Annotated in this window: 10 protein-coding genes and 1 pseudogene; 4 read left to right on the top strand and 7 right to left on the bottom strand. The window is 74.0% G+C overall.

Annotated elements, in window-relative coordinates:
• Nucleotides 1-154: 154 nt before the first annotated feature.
• A pseudogene (locus VM95_RS45680) lies at nucleotides 155-280 on the top strand (transposase); the annotation flags it as partial.
• A 234-nt stretch (nucleotides 281-514) separates the two neighbouring features.
• On the opposite strand, the gene VM95_RS38995 reads toward VM95_RS45680, so the two are convergent.
• A complete protein-coding gene (locus tag VM95_RS38995; protein ID WP_157882166.1) occupies nucleotides 515-1903 on the bottom strand; it encodes a serine/threonine-protein kinase in 1389 nt (462 codons plus the stop codon).
• Nucleotides 1904-2149: 246 nt separating this feature from the next.
• Here VM95_RS38995 and VM95_RS22585 point away from each other — a divergent pair, with 246 nt between their 5' ends.
• A complete protein-coding gene (locus tag VM95_RS22585) occupies nucleotides 2150-3118 on the top strand; it encodes an NAD-dependent epimerase/dehydratase family protein (protein ID WP_045699789.1) in 969 nt (322 codons plus the stop codon).
• Nucleotides 3119-3121: 3 nt separating this feature from the next.
• On the opposite strand, the gene VM95_RS22580 is transcribed toward VM95_RS22585, so the two are convergent.
• The 4 genes from VM95_RS22580 to VM95_RS22565 form a co-directional block, all read right to left on the bottom strand.
• Nucleotides 3122-5227, bottom strand: coding sequence for a SpoIIE family protein phosphatase (locus tag VM95_RS22580; RefSeq protein ID WP_078860357.1), 2106 nt, complete (start codon nucleotides 5225-5227; stop codon nucleotides 3122-3124).
• Nucleotides 5228-5761: 534 nt separating this feature from the next.
• Nucleotides 5762-7030, bottom strand: a complete 1269-nt coding sequence (locus tag VM95_RS22575; RefSeq protein WP_045699807.1) for a sugar ABC transporter permease — start codon at nucleotides 7028-7030, stop codon at nucleotides 5762-5764.
• Nucleotides 7031-7101: 71 nt separating this feature from the next.
• Nucleotides 7102-7881, bottom strand: coding sequence for an ATP-binding cassette domain-containing protein (locus VM95_RS22570; RefSeq protein ID WP_045699786.1), 780 nt, complete (start codon nucleotides 7879-7881; stop codon nucleotides 7102-7104).
• Between the two features lie 69 nt (nucleotides 7882-7950).
• Nucleotides 7951-9072: a sugar ABC transporter substrate-binding protein gene (locus VM95_RS22565; RefSeq protein WP_045699784.1), complete on the bottom strand. Its 1122-nt coding sequence runs from the start codon at nucleotides 9070-9072 to the stop codon at nucleotides 7951-7953.
• Between the two features lie 239 nt (nucleotides 9073-9311).
• Between VM95_RS22565 and VM95_RS38990 the strand changes: the two genes are divergently transcribed.
• Both VM95_RS38990 and VM95_RS38985 read left to right on the top strand, forming a co-directional pair.
• Complete coding sequence (locus VM95_RS38990; protein ID WP_052707503.1) at nucleotides 9312-11618, top strand: FG-GAP-like repeat-containing protein; 2307 nt, start codon at nucleotides 9312-9314, stop codon at nucleotides 11616-11618.
• A 148-nt stretch (nucleotides 11619-11766) separates the two neighbouring features.
• Complete coding sequence (locus tag VM95_RS38985; protein ID WP_244178896.1) at nucleotides 11767-12504, top strand: hypothetical protein; 738 nt, start codon at nucleotides 11767-11769, stop codon at nucleotides 12502-12504.
• Between the two features lie 11 nt (nucleotides 12505-12515).
• Here the strand turns inward: VM95_RS38985 and VM95_RS22550 are convergent, their stop codons facing one another.
• Entirely contained in the window at nucleotides 12516-13235 is a 720-nt protein-coding gene (locus VM95_RS22550) for a hypothetical protein (protein ID WP_045699782.1), read from the bottom strand.
• Nucleotides 13236-13413: 178 nt separating this feature from the next.
• Entirely contained in the window at nucleotides 13414-15477 is a 2064-nt protein-coding gene (fusA, locus tag VM95_RS22545; protein WP_045699780.1) for an elongation factor G, read from the bottom strand.
• Between the last annotated feature and the right edge of the window lie 408 nt (nucleotides 15478-15885).

The following is a 15885-nucleotide window of genomic DNA, read 5'->3' as shown; positions in this document are numbered from 1 at the left end:
GCACCGCCCCGACCGCAAGCACTGGGCCCTGGCCCGCCGCAGCATCACCGATCCCACGAAGATCGCCTACTACATCGCCTACGCGCCCGCCGAGGCCACGGTAAGCACCGTTGCAGTACTAACCACGCGGATACAACTGACGGCGAGGGCCCAGGACATCACGACCAAGCCCCGGCTCGCCCTGCAGATGATCGAGCAGGCGCTGGGCGCCGGAATCACCGCGTCGTGGGTGACCGGCGACGAGGCCTACGGCCAGGACCCCGGCCTGCGGGCCGGGCTTGGAGGCCCGCGCTCCCGGATGGTGACGAGGGCGCTCCCCTCGTCGTCGAGCCGATTGAGCCGGCCATCCAGCGAGTTAGTCCTCGTTGTCACATCAGGCTCGGACGAGGACGAGGACGAGGACGCTCTCGCCGCGCTGTCGGCTACGTGCGCGCGGTGCCCCGCGGGATGGGTCCGCCGGGGAACGGCGGACCCCGGCGGGTCGGTTCGGGTCCGCCGGGGTCGGGGGGCGGGGTCAGGCGGGGCGGCTGCCGGGGATCTTCCACCAGAGGAGCCAGGCGCCGGTGGAGATGATCAGCACGTTGATCAGGACCTCGACCGGGCTCTCGCCGAAGCCCAGGGTCCGGAGGCCCAGCATCTGCACGGCGACGACCTGTGTGGTGACGAAGAACAGCACCACGTCGAAACCGAAGACGAGCACCCACATCAGCGCCGGGTGCAGGCGCGTGCGCGGCAGTGCGTGCAGGAGGGAGACCACGACCGTGGTGCCGATCGCGGTCGGGACGAAGGAGGACGGCATCCGGCCCAGGTAGTTCCACGGCAGCGTCGTGCCGACCAGCCACAGCAGCGCCAGGCAACCGAGGAAGCGCACCGTCCGGGCCGCGGCCGGGCTCGAACCCGGGGACGCGGCTGCCGGGTGGGGCGCCGCGCCGGGCTGCTGCGGCGGCACCCAGGTGCTCCCGATCGGCGGCGGCCCGGCCCACGGCTGCGGGGCCTGGTACCCGGGCGGGGCGGCATGCGGGGCGGCGTGCGCCACCAGCGGCGGCGCGGGTACGGTCGGCGCCGGGACGCCCGGGGCCGCCCCGGTCCGCAGGACGGACTCCAGTGCCGCGAGCGCCTGGTCCGCCGTCAGCCGCTGCGCCGGGTGCTTCGCGAGCAGCCCGGCGAGCACCGGGGCGAGCGCGCCGGCCCGCCGCATCGGGCGCGGGGGTTGGGTGACCACGGCGATGCACAGGGCGCTGAAGGTGTCCGCGTGGAACGGCGCCTCGCCCTCCACCGCCGCGTACAGGGTCGCGCCGAGCGACCACAGGTCGTTGGCGGCGGTCGGCGGCTTGCCCTCCAACTGCTCCGGCGCCATGTAGGCGGGGGTGCCGATGACGGCGCCGGTCCGGGTGAGGGCCGTGGTCGCGTCCGCCATGTGCGCGATCCCGAAGTCGGTGAGGATCACCCGCTCGTCCATCAGCAGGACGTTGTCCGGCTTGAGGTCCCGGTGGACGATCCCCGCCGCGTGCGCCTGCTGCAGCGCCTTCACCATCGCGATGCCGATCTCGGCCACCCGCCGGACCGGCAGGGCGCCGTCCCGGTCGAGCACCGCGGCGAGCGAGGCGCCGGTGACGTACTCCATGACGATGACCGGCGCGCCCTCGTGCTCGACCACGTCGTGCACGGTGATGATGCCCGGGTGGTTGAGCCGCGCGGCGGCGAGCGCCTCGCGCATGGTGCGCTGGAGGAGCTGCTCGCGGTGGTCGTCGGCGACGCCCGCGGGAAGGAGCACCTCCTTCACGGCGACGTCCCGCCCGAGCGTTTCGTCCCACCCCCGCCACACGCGGCCCATGCCGCCCTGTCCGATGAGGTCGAGGAGACGGTAACGCCCCCCGACAACTGCCCCGTTCGCTGCTGTCACGGGCCACCACCTTAGACGCCGTAGTCGTACCGGTTACGGTGGGCCTCAGTTCGATCGAGGCGGCTCAGTTGGTGATCGTCAGCCGGGTGCATGCATGAAGGCAGCCCGAGCGTGGATGCCGCGTACCGGTGCGACGCCCTGTACGACACGTGCGCGAACGCGGCCGCAAGCGTCACATCGTGGTGGGTTCTCAGTCCCGCACGCCGCCCTATGGTCCGGCGGCCGTCGCCCTGCCACGATGGCCTGATGCGTATTCTGATCATGGGCGGCACCCGGTTCGTCGGTCTGCACTTCGCCCGGGCGGCGCTCGCCGCCGGGCACGACGTCACCGTGCTGCACCGCGGCCGCTCCGGTGCCGACCTGCTCCCCGACGCCACCCACCTCATCGCCGACCGCGACGCGGACCTGTCCGTGCTCCGCGACCGCAGCTGGGACGCCACCGTGGACGTCTGCGCCTACTTCCCGCGCCAGGTCCGGGAGTTGGCCGCCGCGCTCGACCCCGGCGCCGCCGGGCGCTACCTCCTGGTGTCGTCGATGTCCGTGTACGACACCCCCGCCGGCCCGGCCTTCACCGAGGACTCCCCGCTGCTCCCGGCGGACGGCCCGGAGCCCGACGCCGTCACCCCCGCTACGTACGGCCTCCTCAAGGTCCAGTGCGAGCGGGCGGCGCGGGAGGCCTTCGGGCCGGGCACGCTGCTGGTGCGCCCGACGTACGTGATCGGCCCCCACGACTACACCCACCGCTTCGACCACTGGGTGCAGCGCCTCGCCCGGGGCGGCGAGGTGCTGGCCCCGGGCCGGCCCGGCGCGCCGGTCCAGGTCGTGGACGCCCGCGACCTCGCCGCCTGGATGCTCGGCCTGCTCGAACAGGGCGCCTCCGGCGCCTACCACGCCGCCACTCCCCCGCCGTTCACCATGCGCGACCTGCTCGACGCCGTGGCCTCGGCGGTCGCCCCGGCCGGCACCACGCTCACCTGGGTGGACGACGACTTCCTCCGGGCCGCCGGCGTCCCCGAGCGCGCGCTGCCGCTGTGGTCCGCCGACCCGCGGACCCTGGCGACCAGCACCGGCGACCCCGCGGCCGCCGTCGCCACCGGCCTGACGCTGCGTCCGGTGGCCGACACCGCGCGGGACATCGAGCCGTTCGAGCCGCTGCCGCAGGCGCTGACGCCCGAGCGGGAGGCCGAGCTGCTGACCGCCTGGCACCGGCGCTGAGCGTCACGGGCCCGCCGGCCTGCCCGTGCGCGGCAGCGGACGGGCGCGGGCGACGAGCAGCGCGACGTCGTCATGTCCGCCCTGGTGGTGCAGGGCGGCGAGGAGGAGGTCGCAGGTCTCCTCCGGGGAGGGGCGGGGCCGGCCGAGGAGGTCAGTGAGGGCGGCGAGGCGGGTGTCGATGTCGTGGTCGCGGGTCTCCACCAACCCGTCAGTGTAGAGCACGAGTTCGTCGTCGACCGCGAGGCCGAGCAGGGTGTCGCGGAAGGCGACGCCGCCGACGCCCAGGGGTGCGCCGGTGGGCAGGTCGAGGAGGAGCGGCGGGCGGCCCGGGCGGGTGTGGACCGGGGGCAGGTGGCCGGCGGTGGCGATGCGGCAGCGGTGCCGGTGCGGGTCGTGGACGGCGTAGACGCAGGTGGCGATCGCCTCGCCGAGGCCGGCGACGATGCGGTCGAGGTGGGTGAGGACGGCGGCGGGCGCCAGGTCGAGTCCGGCCAGGGTTCTGGTGGCGGTGCGGAGTTGGCCCATGGTGGCGGCGGCGTTGATGCCGCTGCCCATGACGTCGCCGACGACGAGGGCGGTCCGGTCGGCGCTCAGCGGGATGACGTCGAACCAGTCGCCGCCGACCTCGCCGACGCTCGCCGCGGGCTGGTAGCGGTAGGCGACCTCGAGTCCGGGCGGCCGCGGGAGCGGCCCGGGCAGCAGGTGGCGCTGGAGGGTGAGGGCGGCGTGGCGCTGGCGCTGGTACCAGCGGGCGTTGTCGATGGTGACGGCGGCGCGGGCGGCGAGTTCGCCGGCCAGCACCAGGTCGTCGTGGTCGAACGGCTGCGGGTTGCGGGCGCGCTTGAGGTCGAGGGCGCCGAGGACCTGGCCGCGGGCGCGCAGCGGTACGGCCAGGTAGGAGTGGACTCCGGCCTGTCGGAGCCGTTCGGCGGCCTGGTCGTCGCGGGCGATGCGCGGCAGGTCGCGGTCGGTGACGCGGGCGAGCAGGACGGGGCGGCCGGTGCGGGCGCAGCGGGCGACCAGGCGGGTGGCGTCGTAGCGGGCGATCTGTCCGACCGGGTCGGCGGCCTCGGTGGCGGGTGTGGGGTAGCCGGCTTTGACGGCGAGGGCCCGGAACAGGGTGGGGCCGCCCTTGTCGGCCGGGGGCGGGCTGTCGGTGAGGACGCCTTCGAGGACGTCGACGGCGGCGATGTCGGCGAACTCCGGGACGAGGACGTCGGCGAGTTCGCGGGCGGTGGTGTCGAGGTCGAGGGTGGTGCCGATGCGTTCGGCGGCGTCGGCGATCACGGTGAGGCGGCGCCGGGCGGCGGCTGCGGCGGTGGCGGCCCGGTGCTGTTCGGTGACGTCGACGACCGAGACGGCGACGCCGATCACCCGGTGGGCGGGGTCTTCCAGTCGGAAGAAGGACGCGGACCAGGCGTGCTCGGCGTGGGGGTCGGCGTGGGTGCGGCCGGTGGTGAACTGGTTCAGCAGCGGGGTGCCGGTGGCCAGTACCTCCCGCATCGCCGCCTCGATCGCGTCGGCGTCCAGGAACGGCAGGGCCTCCCGGACGGTGCGGCCCAGGATGTGGGCGGCGGGGATGCCGTTGATGCGTTCCAGCGCCGGGTTGATCAGGACGTAGCGCAGGGCGGTGTCCATGACCGCGAGGCCGATCGGGGACTGTTCCATCAGGCGCAACGACAGTGCGAGGTCCCGTTCGAGGCGGCGCAGCGTGGCCTGCTTGGAAGCCAGGCCGAGGGCGTAGTACCGGCCGCTTACGTCCTCCAGGCGCATGTTGCGGAACTCGGCCAGCAGTGTGGTTCCGTCCTTGTGCCGCACCGGGAAGACCCCGGCCCACGTCCCGCCGCCGGCCATGACCTGGGCGAACAGTGACAGCACGTGTTCCCGGTGTTGTTCGTCGACCAGTACTCGGGCGGCGGGGTGGCCGAGTGCCTCGGCCGCGCGGTAGCCGAAGAGGTCCTCGGCCTGCGGGCTCCACAGGACGATCCGGCCCTGCGCGTCCAGCACCACGGCGGCGACGCCCAGGACGTCCAGCAGCCCGCCCGGGTCCATCGCGGGGTCCCGGTCGGGCGGGGCTTCGCCCTCCGGCACGTCGTGCTCGGCGTCCATCCGGCCACCTCCTCCCGCCGGCGCGCCGGTGCGCGGCGGCGACGGCGGCTTCGGTTCACTCCATCGTCCCGCCCCGGCCCGAAGCCGCCAGCCGGGCCGCCGACCGGGTCGCCGCGCGTGTCGCCGCCCTGCTGTACGTCGACGCCTTCGTCCCCCGCGACGGCGAGTGCCAGTGGGAGCTGATGAACGACGCCTGGCGCCGGCGCTACCTGAGCGGCGTCGGCGAGAACGGCTACGCCGTCGTCCCCCGGTACCCCTCGCTGGACCCGCGCTGCACCCCGCACCCGCTCGCGACGTACCTTCAGCGCGTCCGACTGGGCGGAGCCGAGCAGCGCGTGCCGCGCCGCGAGTACGTCCATCGCCGCCGCGCAGTAGGCGGCACCGCTCGGCGACGCGGCGAGGCTTTCCCGCACCGTCGGGATCACCCGGGGCGGTCGCCCGGGGCCGGTCCGTCCCGGGGCCGGCACCCGCCCGGCCCGGGGAAGGCCGGTCGGGAGCCCGGACGGGCCGGCGGCCTTTCGCCGGTCCGTCCGTTCAGGCGCGGCCGGCGGCGCGCTGGGTGCGGCGGGCGAGGGAGTCGACGACGACGGCGGCGAGCAGCACCGCGCCGGTGATCATGAACTGGATGGCGTTGCTCAGGCCCTCGATGTTCATTCCGGACTGGATCGAGCCGATCACCAGGGCGCCGAGCAGGGCCGACCAGGTCTTGCCGCGGCCGCCGAACAGGCTGGTGCCGCCGATGACGGCGGCCGCGATGGAGTTCATCAGCAGGTTGCCGCCGCCGGAGGTCTGGCTGGCGGACTGGATCTGCGCGGCCAGGAAGAGGCCGCCGACCGCCGCCATGGTGGAGCAGATGCTGAAGACGCTGATCCTGATCCAGGCCACGTCGATGCCGGCCCGGCGGGCGCCCTCGATGTTGCCGCCGAGTGCGAACACCTTGCGGCCGTAGGTGGTGCGGCGCAGCACGAAGTCGAGGACCACGATGAAGATCAGGAAGATCAGCAGCGCCAGCGGCAGGCCCTTGTACTGGTTGAGGGTGTAGGCGGCGAGGAAGGCGATGATCGCGAGGACGACGGTGCGCACGACGATGTCGGTCATCGGCCGGTACGGGACGCCGGCCGCCTTGCGCCGGGCGGCGTCGACGAGGGAGGCGATGACGAACAGCGCGATGCCGATGACCGCCGCGCCGTAGGCGGCGATCTGCTGGCCGTAGATGGTGGTGTAGAGCCGGGAGACGATGTCCTTGCCGGAGAGGTTGACGGTGCCGGTGGCGCCGAGGACCTGCAGCATCAGGCCGTTCCAGCCGAGGTTGCCGGCGAGGGTGACGACGAAGGCCGGGACGCCGACCTTGGCGAAGAAGAGGCCGTGGATGACGCCGACGGCGGCGCCGCTGGCGAGGGCGACGAGGAGTGCGACCCACTGGTTGACGCCGTTGTTGACGTTCAGGACGGCGAACAGGGCCGCGCACAGGCCGCTGACGTAGGCGACCGACAGGTCGATCTCGCCGAGCAGCAGCACGAACACGACGCCGAGCGCGATCATGCCGGTGCCGACGATCTGCTGGGAGAGGTTGGACAGGTTCTGGGCGGAGAGGAAGCTGCTGTTGAGGCTGCCGAACACCACCCAGATGACGATCAGGGCCACCACGACGGGCAGTGAGCCGAGTTCGCCGCTGCTGACGCGGCGGCGGAACTCGGCCAGGTAGCCCTTGATGCCCTCCTGGCGGACGATCAGCCGGGGGTCGACCGCGGGGGTGGCCTCGGGGGCCACCGGGACGGGGGCGTTGACGCCGCCGGTGGGCATGGAGTCCTCGGGCAGCGGGACGCGGTCGCGCCCGGGTTCGCCGCCGGGGGTGTTTCCCGGGATGTGGTCGCTCACTGGGAACCCTCCTGGCCCCGGGCCCTGCGGCGGGTCACGGCGTTGTCCGTGGCGCCGGTGATGGCCGAGATGATCTCTTCCTGGTTGGTGTAGCGCTTGTCGAAGACCCCGTTGTTGCGGCCGAGGCGCAGCACCGCGACGGTGTCGGCGACGGCCATCACGTCCGCCATGTTGTGGCTGATCAGGATCACGCCGTGGTCCTGTTCGCGCAGTCGCTCGACCAGGTCGAGCACCTGGGCGGTCTGCTCGACGCCGAGGGCGGCGGTCGGTTCGTCCAGCATGACGACCTTGGGCGAGCCGATCAGCGCGCGGGCGATCGCGACGACCTGGCGCTGGCCGCCGGAGAGCGAGGCGACGGGGATCCGCACGCTGGGGATGCGGATGGAGAGGGTGTCGAGCAGGCCCCGGGAGCGCTTCTCCATGGCGACCTCGTCGAGGATGCCGAGGCGGCGGATCTCGCGGCCGAGGAAGAGGTTCGCGACCACGTCGAGGTTGTCGCAGAGCGCGAGGTCCTGGTAGACGGTGGCGATGCCCAACTGCTGGGCGTCCTGCGGGCGGTGGATGGTCACCGGCCTGCCCTGCCACTCGATGACGCCCTCGTCGGGCTGGTGCACGCCGGCGATCGCCTTGACCAGGGTGGACTTCCCGGCGCCGTTGTCGCCGACCAGGGCGACGACCTCGCCGGCGTGCACCTCCAGTTCGATGTCGGTGAGCGCCTGGACGGCGCCGAACCGTTTGGAGACCCCGCGCAGGGCCAGTACGGTCTCACCTGCCACAGTGACCAACTCCCTTGCCCCGCCTCCCTCGTGGAGGCGGGGCGTGTTCGGCTTCGGAGGTTCCGGCTGCTACTGGAGGCCGGCGGCCTTGCAGGCGTCGGCGTAGTCCGGTGTGCAGATCTGGGCGACGGTGTAGAAGCCGTCGGCGACCACGGTGTCCTTGACCTTGTCCTTGGTGACGACGATCGGGGTGAGCAGGTTGGCGGGCACCGTGTTGCCGCTGCCGTTGGTCACCGTGGTCGGCACGAGGGTGGAGTCCAGCGGCTTTCCGGAGGCGAGGCCGACCGCGATCTGGCCGGCCGCGTCGGTCTCCGGCTTGAGCGGCTTGTAGACGGTCATGGTCTGGGTGCCGGCGACGATCCGCTGGATGCCGTCGAGCTGGGCGTCCTGGCCGGTGAGCGGGACGCTGAGGCCGGCCGCCTTGAGGGCGGTCGCGACACCGGCGGCCATGCCGTCGTTGGCGGAGTAGGCGCCGACCACGTTGGCGGCGCCGATCGCGGTGATCGCGGCGGCGGCTTCCTGGTTGGCCGTGTTCGGGTCCCACTGCGGGGTGTCGAACTCCTTGCCGACCTTCAGCTTGCCGTCGATCGCGCTGTGCGCGCCGGCCTTGAAGTCGGCCGCGTTGGGGTCGGTGGGCGAGCCGTTGATCATGAAGATCTCGCCCGCGCCCGCCTTGTCCCCGACCGCGGCGACCAGGGCCTGGCCCTGCAGTTCGCCGACCTTGTGGTTGTCGAAGGAGACGTACGCGTCGACCGGGCCCTGGGCGAGCCGGTCGTAGGCGAGCACCTTGACGCCGGCGTCGTGGGCCTTCTGGACGGAGGACTGGATCGCCTTGGAGTCGACCGCGTCCAGGATCAGCACCTTGTCGCCCTTGGTGAGCGCGGTGTCGACCTGGGTCTGCTGGAGCGTCGCGTCCTGGTTGGCGTTGTAGTAGTCGATCTGTGCCTGCGGCGCCAGTTCCTTGATCTTCTTCTCGAGCAGCGGCCGGTCGAACTGCTCGTAGCGGGTGGTCTTGGTCTCCGGCAGCAGCAGGCCGATCCGGACGGCGCCCACCGCGGCGCCGCCGCTCGCGCTCGCGCCGCCCGAGGAGCCGCCGCCGGAGGACTGCTTGGCACTGCCGCAGGACGCGGCGCCGAGGCCGAGGGACACGACGGCGGTGACCGCGAGGACGCGGCGGAGCCCGATGCTCATGAGGATGCCTCTCCGGTTGGGTCCACCCCCTCGCCTCCGAGTCTGGGAAGCTTCGGGCGCCACGACGATCCCGGTGCGCCGAACGGGTTGCGGATCCGCCCGGGTGCCGCACGCCGCCGGCGGCGGGGCCGGGGTGTCGCTGACGGGGGTGGGTGGGGGGATGGCCGAGCATCGGAGACGTTCGTGACCGACCGGTCCCTGTCGGGTCCGCTCGGGTCGGTGGCCGGAGGGAGAGGTGGATGGGCAGGATGCGGTGGATCGGGGGGTCGCTGCGGGCGCTCCTCGCGGTGGTGCTGGTGGCGGTGGCCGGGTCGGCGGGGGTGGTGGGGTCGGCCGGCGCGGTGGGCGCGGCGGCGCCGGCCGGGCCGCTGTTCGCGCCGAAGGTGGCGTACAAGGCGGGGCACTATCCGTTCGAGGTGGCGCTCGGGGACTTCCACGGGACGGGCCACCTGGACATCGTGGCGGGCAACAACATGGACAACACCGTCTCGCTGTTCCCGGGCAACGGTGACGGCACCTTCGGCGCGCCGAGCACCCTCCCGGTGGGCGACGAGCCCGGTCAGCTGGTGGCCGCGCGGTTCACCGGCAGCGGGCGGACGGACCTGGCGGTGGTCGCCGGGGCGCACCCGACGAGCAACGTCGGCTCGGTCGAGGTGCGGCTCGGCAACGGCGACGGCACCTTCCAGCCCGCGCACAGCTACGACGTGGGGGCGTCCCCGACCGGGCTCGCGGCGGCGGACCTGCGGGGCGCCGGGCGGCTCGACCTGGTGACCGTCAACAAGAACGACAACACGGCCTCGGTGCTGCTGGGCAACGGCGACGGCACCTTCCAGCCGCGGCACGACTACCCGGTGGGCAACGATCCGGAGGGCCTGGCGCTCGCGGACCTCACCGGCCGCGGGCGGATCGACCTGGTGGTCACCAACAGCCACGACCACACCGTCTCGGTGCTGCTGGGCAACGGCGACGGTACGTTCCAGCCCCGGCACGACTACCCGGTGGGCCAGTTCCCCCGAGGAGTCGCGGTCGGCGACCTGCGGGGCGTCGGGCACCCCGACCTGGTGGTGGCGGCCGCCGGTGACGACGCGTTCGCGGTGCTGCCGGGCAACGGGGACGGCACCTTCGGCGCGCCGACCGAGTTCCCGCTGGACAAGGGCAGCTTCCCCGCCGACGTGGCGGTCGTCGACCTGAACGGCGACGGCCACCTCGACCTGGCCGGCGGGCTCAACGACGCCAACGTCTCGGTGCTGCCCGGCAACGGCGACGGCACCTTCCAGCCGCGGCAGGACTACCGGATCTCGGCGTTCGGGGCGCGGCTCGCGGTCGGCGACCTCAACGGCGACGGCAAGCCGGACGTGGTCGCGGGCGACGACAGCTCGGTCGACGTCCTGCTGAACATCGGCAAGCGCCCGGTCACCGCCGCCCTGTCCTCCTCCGCCAACCCCTCCGGCTACGGCCAACCGGTGACCTTCACGGCCACCGTCTGCCCCGTCCTGGCGAGCGCCGGCGCCCCCACCGGCTCGGTGACCTTCCGCGACGGCGCGACCGTGCTCGGCAGCTCGCCCCTTCAGCCGGACGGCAGTGCCCGCTGCGGCCTGGCGACGCTGAGCACCTCGGCCCTCGCCGTGGGCCCGCACGACCTCACCGCCGAGTACACCGGCGACGACCGCGACCTCGGCGCCACCTCCGACGTCCTCACCCAGGACGTCACGCGGGCCGCGGTCGTCACCACGCTCGACTCCTCCGCCGATCCGGCCCCCTTCGGCAGCCCGGTGACCTTCACCGACACCGTCTGCCCGGCGCCGCCCAGCACCGGCCCGGCCGCCGCGCCGACCGGCACGGTGACCTTCGCGGACGGCGGCACGACCCTCGGCACCGGCCGGCTCGCCCCGGGCGGCGGCACCAACTGCTCGTCCACGCAGATCAGTTGGTCCCACCTGCTGCCCGGGACGCACACCGTCACCGCGCAGTACTCGGGCGACGACGACTACCTGCCGGGCGCGGTGGAGAGCCGCTCGCAGCAGATCGGCTGCGAGCGGACGATCACCGGCCCGGCCGGGTCGGTGGTGGCCACCGGGCCGAGCACCTGCCTGGTGGACGCCACGGCCGACGCGGTGGTGGCGGAGCCGGGAGCGGCGCTGTTCGTCACCCGCTCGACGGTCGGGAGCCTCGTCTCGCACGGCGCCGCCTTCCTCGGGGTGTGCGCGAGCACCGTCACCGGGTCCGTCGAAGTGGACGGCTCCAGCGGGTTCGTGGCGATCGGCGACCCCGTCGACGAGGGCTGCGCGGGCAACCGGATCGACGGCTCGGTCGTCCTGACGGACAACGCCGGCGGGCTGGCGCTCGTCGACAACCGGATCGGCGGCAGCACCGTCGTCGACGGCACCAGCGGCGCGGGCCCGTTCCCGCACGACGACCGGGCCCGGATCGCGGCGAACACCATCGCCGGCTCCCTCGCCTGCTCGGGCAACACCCCGCCGCCGAGCGACGACGGCCGGCCCGACACCGTCAGCGGCCCGCGCACCGGGCAGTGCGAGAAGCTCTGAGCGGGCGTTCGGCACGGGATTCCTGCGGCACGGACTCGGTTCCAGGTTCTCCTGGCGACCGGGTCCGTGCCCGCGACAGCGGTCAACCGCCCCGCAGGCCGCGGTAATGCGGATGACAGCGGCCGGCCAGGTCGACCATGATCGGTCGGTGGCCGACACCGTGGACGTTCTGGAACTGCGCATCATCTGCCCGCCGGCTGCCGAGGTCGGGCTGGAGGTCCGCCCGATCATCGGCGGACGGGACGTGTTCGCCGGCTCCCGCTACCGGAGCGTCAGACCGAGGCACCTGCTGGGTTCGGCCGGGCCGTTGCGGGCCACCGCCACCCCTCGCGAGGTCCGCATCGCCACGACCGGATGCGCGGAGGAGTGCTGCGGCGCCGTCCACGTGACGATCAGGCGCGAGGCGGAGCACGTGCTCTGGACGGGCTGGCGCAATCCGATGGACGACGACTTCGGCCTGCCCGCCTGCCGGTTCTCCGCCGCCCAGTACGACGCCGAGGTCGCCCGGGCCGAGGCGGACCGCAGGTGGCAGTGGCCCGGCACGATGGTCGCCGACCTGCTCGAGGCGAAGCTGACGGGAGACGGCAGCGGGCTGGCCGCGTGGGACTGCGAACTCGAAGCGATCTGGGACGGTTGGAACGAACCCGACCGGATCGACGTCGTGCTGCGCCATCCCCGCGGCTGTGACGAGCGCGAGGACCACTGGCTCCAGTTCGGGATCAGGCTGCCGATAACCGCGGACGACCCGGTCGGCCAGGCGGAGCGACTCGAAGCCCGGCTGACCTCCGAGGATCCCCGTGCCACGGCGCAGGTCTGGGGCGGTTCGCCGGCGGCCGCCGAGAAGCTCGGCTACCGCTGGCCGCCGGAGTACCCGTGGGACTCGTGAGCAGGCGCCCCTCATCCCTGCCGAACGCCCTCCGGGCCGAGCCGGGGTTCACCGGCAGCGGGGGCGGTGGCGCTCCCGGGCTGTCCGCCCGCCCCGGCGGACCGGAGCCGGGTGAGGCCCCGTTCGGAGTCCGCCAGCCCCCAGGCCGAGCTTCCGGCCACCAGCGCGGAGAGCACGATGGCGATCCACAGGAGCTGGTAGGTGTTGTCCGCCCTCCCCAGGTCCCCGGGGTGCGCCGGGTCGATCCGGAGGGTCACGGGGAGGGACCCTCCGTGCTCGCCCGTGCCGTGGTACGTCCGGCCGTTCACGACGTAGGTGTAGAAGCACTTCTGCCCGCGGTCCCCGGTGGAATCGCACTCCGCCGTCAGGGCCGGGACCTTGAGCGTCGCGGTGTCGTCGAGGTCGCGGCCGTGGAGCCAGGCGCTGAGGCAGAGCGCGAACAGTGCGCTACCGACCCACACCAGGACGGCCATCAGGAAGGCGACGACGGTCGATGCGCGCAGTTTCCGCTCGGTCTGCGGGACTCGGCGGACCCGCCGCCGCCACACGGCGGTTCCGGCGATCACGCCGAGACCCGTGATCAGCCAACCGGCCTTCCACTGGGGTGAGCACCAGGCCCCCGACGCGGTGGTGAGGGCCCCTGCCAGGACCACGCCCGTCGCGCCCAGGGCCGCACGGCGCACGAAGGCCGGCTCGACGGCTGTCGGGGTCGTCATCCGATCGATCGCCATCACCCCAGCATCCAGCGGCGGGCGCCCCGGCGCCAGGCCTTCGCCGGTTCGGTGAGGAAATTGTTCGGTCGCGCTCGCCCCCAACTCCCTGACCGGACAGGCGAGTCCGCACGCGGGAGGCCGGCCGCCCCCGCTCCGCGGCAGGGGCGGGGGCGGGGGCGGGGGCAGCCGGGCCGGTTCACGCGCCGGGCGCGGGCGCGTAGCCGGCCGGGCGGGTGGTGAAGGTGCCGCGGCCCTGGGTGCGGCTGCGCAGGCGGCTCGCGTAGCCGAACAGTTCGGCCAGCGGGACCACCGCCGCGACCCGGCCGGGGCCGGTCTCCCGGATCTGGCCGCGCCGCGCCGCGAGGTCGCCGAGCACCGCGCCGAGGGCGTCCTCCGGTACGGTCACCGTCACCTCCGCGACCGGCTCCAGGAGTTGGAGGCGGCTCGCGCGCAGTGCCTCGCGCAGGCCCTGGCGGGCGGCGGTGCGGAAGGCCAGGTCGGAGGAGTCCCTGGGGTGGGTGCTGCCGTCGGTGAGGGTCACCCGCACGCCGGTGACCGGGTGCCCGCCCAGCGGGCCCTCGGCGAGGGCCTCGCGGCACCCCGCCTCCACGGCCTGGACGTACTCGCGCGGGACGCGGCCGCCGATCACGGTGGAGCCGAACACGAAGTCCTCCGTTTCCCCGCCCGGCTGCACGTCGAGGACCAGGTGGGCGAACTGGCCGGCGCCGCCCTCCTGTTTGACGTGCCGGTGGACGAACCCGGTCACGCCCTCGACCAGCCGCTCGCGGTGGGCGACCTGCGGGCGGCCGGTCACGGCGTCGACGCCGTGCTCGCGGCGGATCTTCTCCACGGCGACTTCCAGGTGCAGCTCCCCCAGCCCCGACAGCGTCCGCTGCCCGGTCTCGGCGTCCGTGCGCACCCGGAGCGACGGGTCCTCCTCGGCCAGGCGGGCCAGCGCCTGGGCGAGCTTGTCGGTGTCGGCCGTGCGCCGGGCCTCGACGGCGACGGTGACGACGGGCTCGGCGCTGACCGGCGCCTCCAGCAGGATCGGCGCGGCGGGCGCGCACAGGGTGGCGCCGACGCGGGCCGCCTTGGGGCCGATCACGGCGACGATGTCCCCGGCCACGGCGTGGTCGCTCTCGCGGTGGCTGTCGGCCTGCACGCGCAGGATCCGGGAGACGCGTTCGGGGCGGCCGGTGGTGGTGTCCAGCACGGTGTCCCCCTTCTCCAGTCGGCCGGCGTAGACGCGCAGGTAGGTCAGCCGTCCGGTGGCGGTGACGTTCACCTTGAACGCCAGTGCCGTGAACGGCTGTTCGGGATCGGCGGCCCGCTGCTGCGGCGTGTCGTCGGCCGTACCGGTGACGCCGGCGACCGGGGGGACGTCCAGCGGGGAGGGCAGGTAGGCGACGGCGGCGTCCAGCAGCGGCTCGATCCCGCGGTTGCGGTACGCCGATCCGCACAGCACCACGACGGCCTCGCCGGTGCGGGTCAGCTCGCGCAGGGCGGCGGCGAGGGTGGCTGCGCTCAGGGTGCCGGCGGCGCAGAACTCCTCCAGCGCGCCGGGGTGGAGGGAGGCGACGGTCTCCGCCAGGGCGTGCCGGCGGGCGGCGGCCTCGGCGGCCAGGTCCTCGGGGACGGGCCCTTCGCGCAGGGCGTCGTCCGCCCAGGTGAGCGCGCGCAGGCGCAGCAGGTCGACGACGCCGGTGAAGGCGTCCTCGGCGCCGATCGGCAGCTGCACGGCCAGGGGTTGCGGGTGCAGGCGCTCGCGGATGGAGGCCAGCGCGGTGTCGAGGTCGGCGCCGGCGCGGTCCAGCTTGTTGACGAAGGCGATCCTCGGTACGCCGTGCCGCTCGGCCTGCCGCCACACCGACTCGCTCTGCGGCTCGACCCCGGCGACGGCGTCGAACACGGCGACGGCGCCGTCCAGCACGCGCAGTGAACGCTCGACCTCGTCGGCGAAGTCGACGTGGCCGGGGGTGTCGATGAGGTTGATCCGGTGCCCGTTCCAGGCGCAGCTGACGGCCGCGGCGAAGATGGTGATGCCCCGGTCGCGTTCCTGCGGGTGGCAGTCGGTGACGGTGGTGCCCTCGTGCACCTCGCCGCGCTTGTGGGTCTCGCCGGCGAGGTAGAGGATCCGCTCGGTGACGGTGGTCTTGCCGGCGTCGACGTGGGCGAGGATGCCGAGGTTGCGGACGGCGGCGATGGTGCCGGTGCTGGCGGTGGTGCCGGTGCTGGTGCTGGTGCTCGTGGTGGTGCGCATGGCCCGGGTGCCCTTTCGGAAGTACCGCGGAAGGAGGAGGGGCGCGCGATCGGTGAGCTGACGGCACGTCGGGGGTCGGTTCGCCGACCGGACGGGCGATGGCGGCGAAGGCCGCGGGTCTCAGGAGGCCGTCGGGCTCCAGCGGTGCCGGCCGCGCAGCGGGCACCGCACGAGCGGGGACACCAGGATCACCTCGAACCGGGACGCGGGGGAGGGTGCGGCGGTGCGCTGCGCGGTCACGGCCGCTCCCCCCTTCCGCTGCTTCCGGTGTCGTTCGGGCGCGCCGCGGGGCCCGGTCGAACGGGAGGCGGCGCGTGTCCGTGGGAGAGCTTAGGGAAGGCCCGCCGCGCGCCGCACCGGGTTATTCCGCGCCGTCCCGTCGAGCGGGCCACCACCGGTTGACAGGAC

Origin of the sequence: Streptomyces rubellomurinus, assembly GCF_000961885.1 — a bacterium.
Classification (GTDB): domain Bacteria; phylum Actinomycetota; class Actinomycetes; order Streptomycetales; family Streptomycetaceae; genus Kitasatospora; species Kitasatospora rubellomurina.
This window is presented reverse-complemented; position numbering and strand designations above follow the sequence as displayed.

What these genes read in the sequence shown, in the direction of transcription:
- VM95_RS22585 (WP_045699789.1), top strand. Translation starts at nt 2,150, where the DNA reads ATGCGTATTCTGATCATGGGCGGCACCCGGTTCGTCGGTCTGCACTTC.
- VM95_RS22580 (WP_078860357.1), bottom strand. Translation starts at nt 5,227, where the DNA reads ATGGACGCCGAGCACGACGTGCCGGAGGGCGAAGCCCCGCCCGACCGG.
- VM95_RS22575 (WP_045699807.1), bottom strand. Translation starts at nt 7,030, where the DNA reads ATGCCCACCGGCGGCGTCAACGCCCCCGTCCCGGTGGCCCCCGAGGCC.
- VM95_RS22565 (WP_045699784.1), bottom strand. Translation starts at nt 9,072, where the DNA reads ATGAGCATCGGGCTCCGCCGCGTCCTCGCGGTCACCGCCGTCGTGTCC.
- VM95_RS38990 (WP_052707503.1), top strand. Translation starts at nt 9,312, where the DNA reads ATGGGCAGGATGCGGTGGATCGGGGGGTCGCTGCGGGCGCTCCTCGCG.
- VM95_RS22550 (WP_045699782.1), bottom strand. Translation starts at nt 13,235, where the DNA reads ATGGCGATCGATCGGATGACGACCCCGACAGCCGTCGAGCCGGCCTTC.
- fusA (WP_045699780.1), bottom strand. Translation starts at nt 15,477, where the DNA reads ATGCGCACCACCACGAGCACCAGCACCAGCACCGGCACCACCGCCAGC.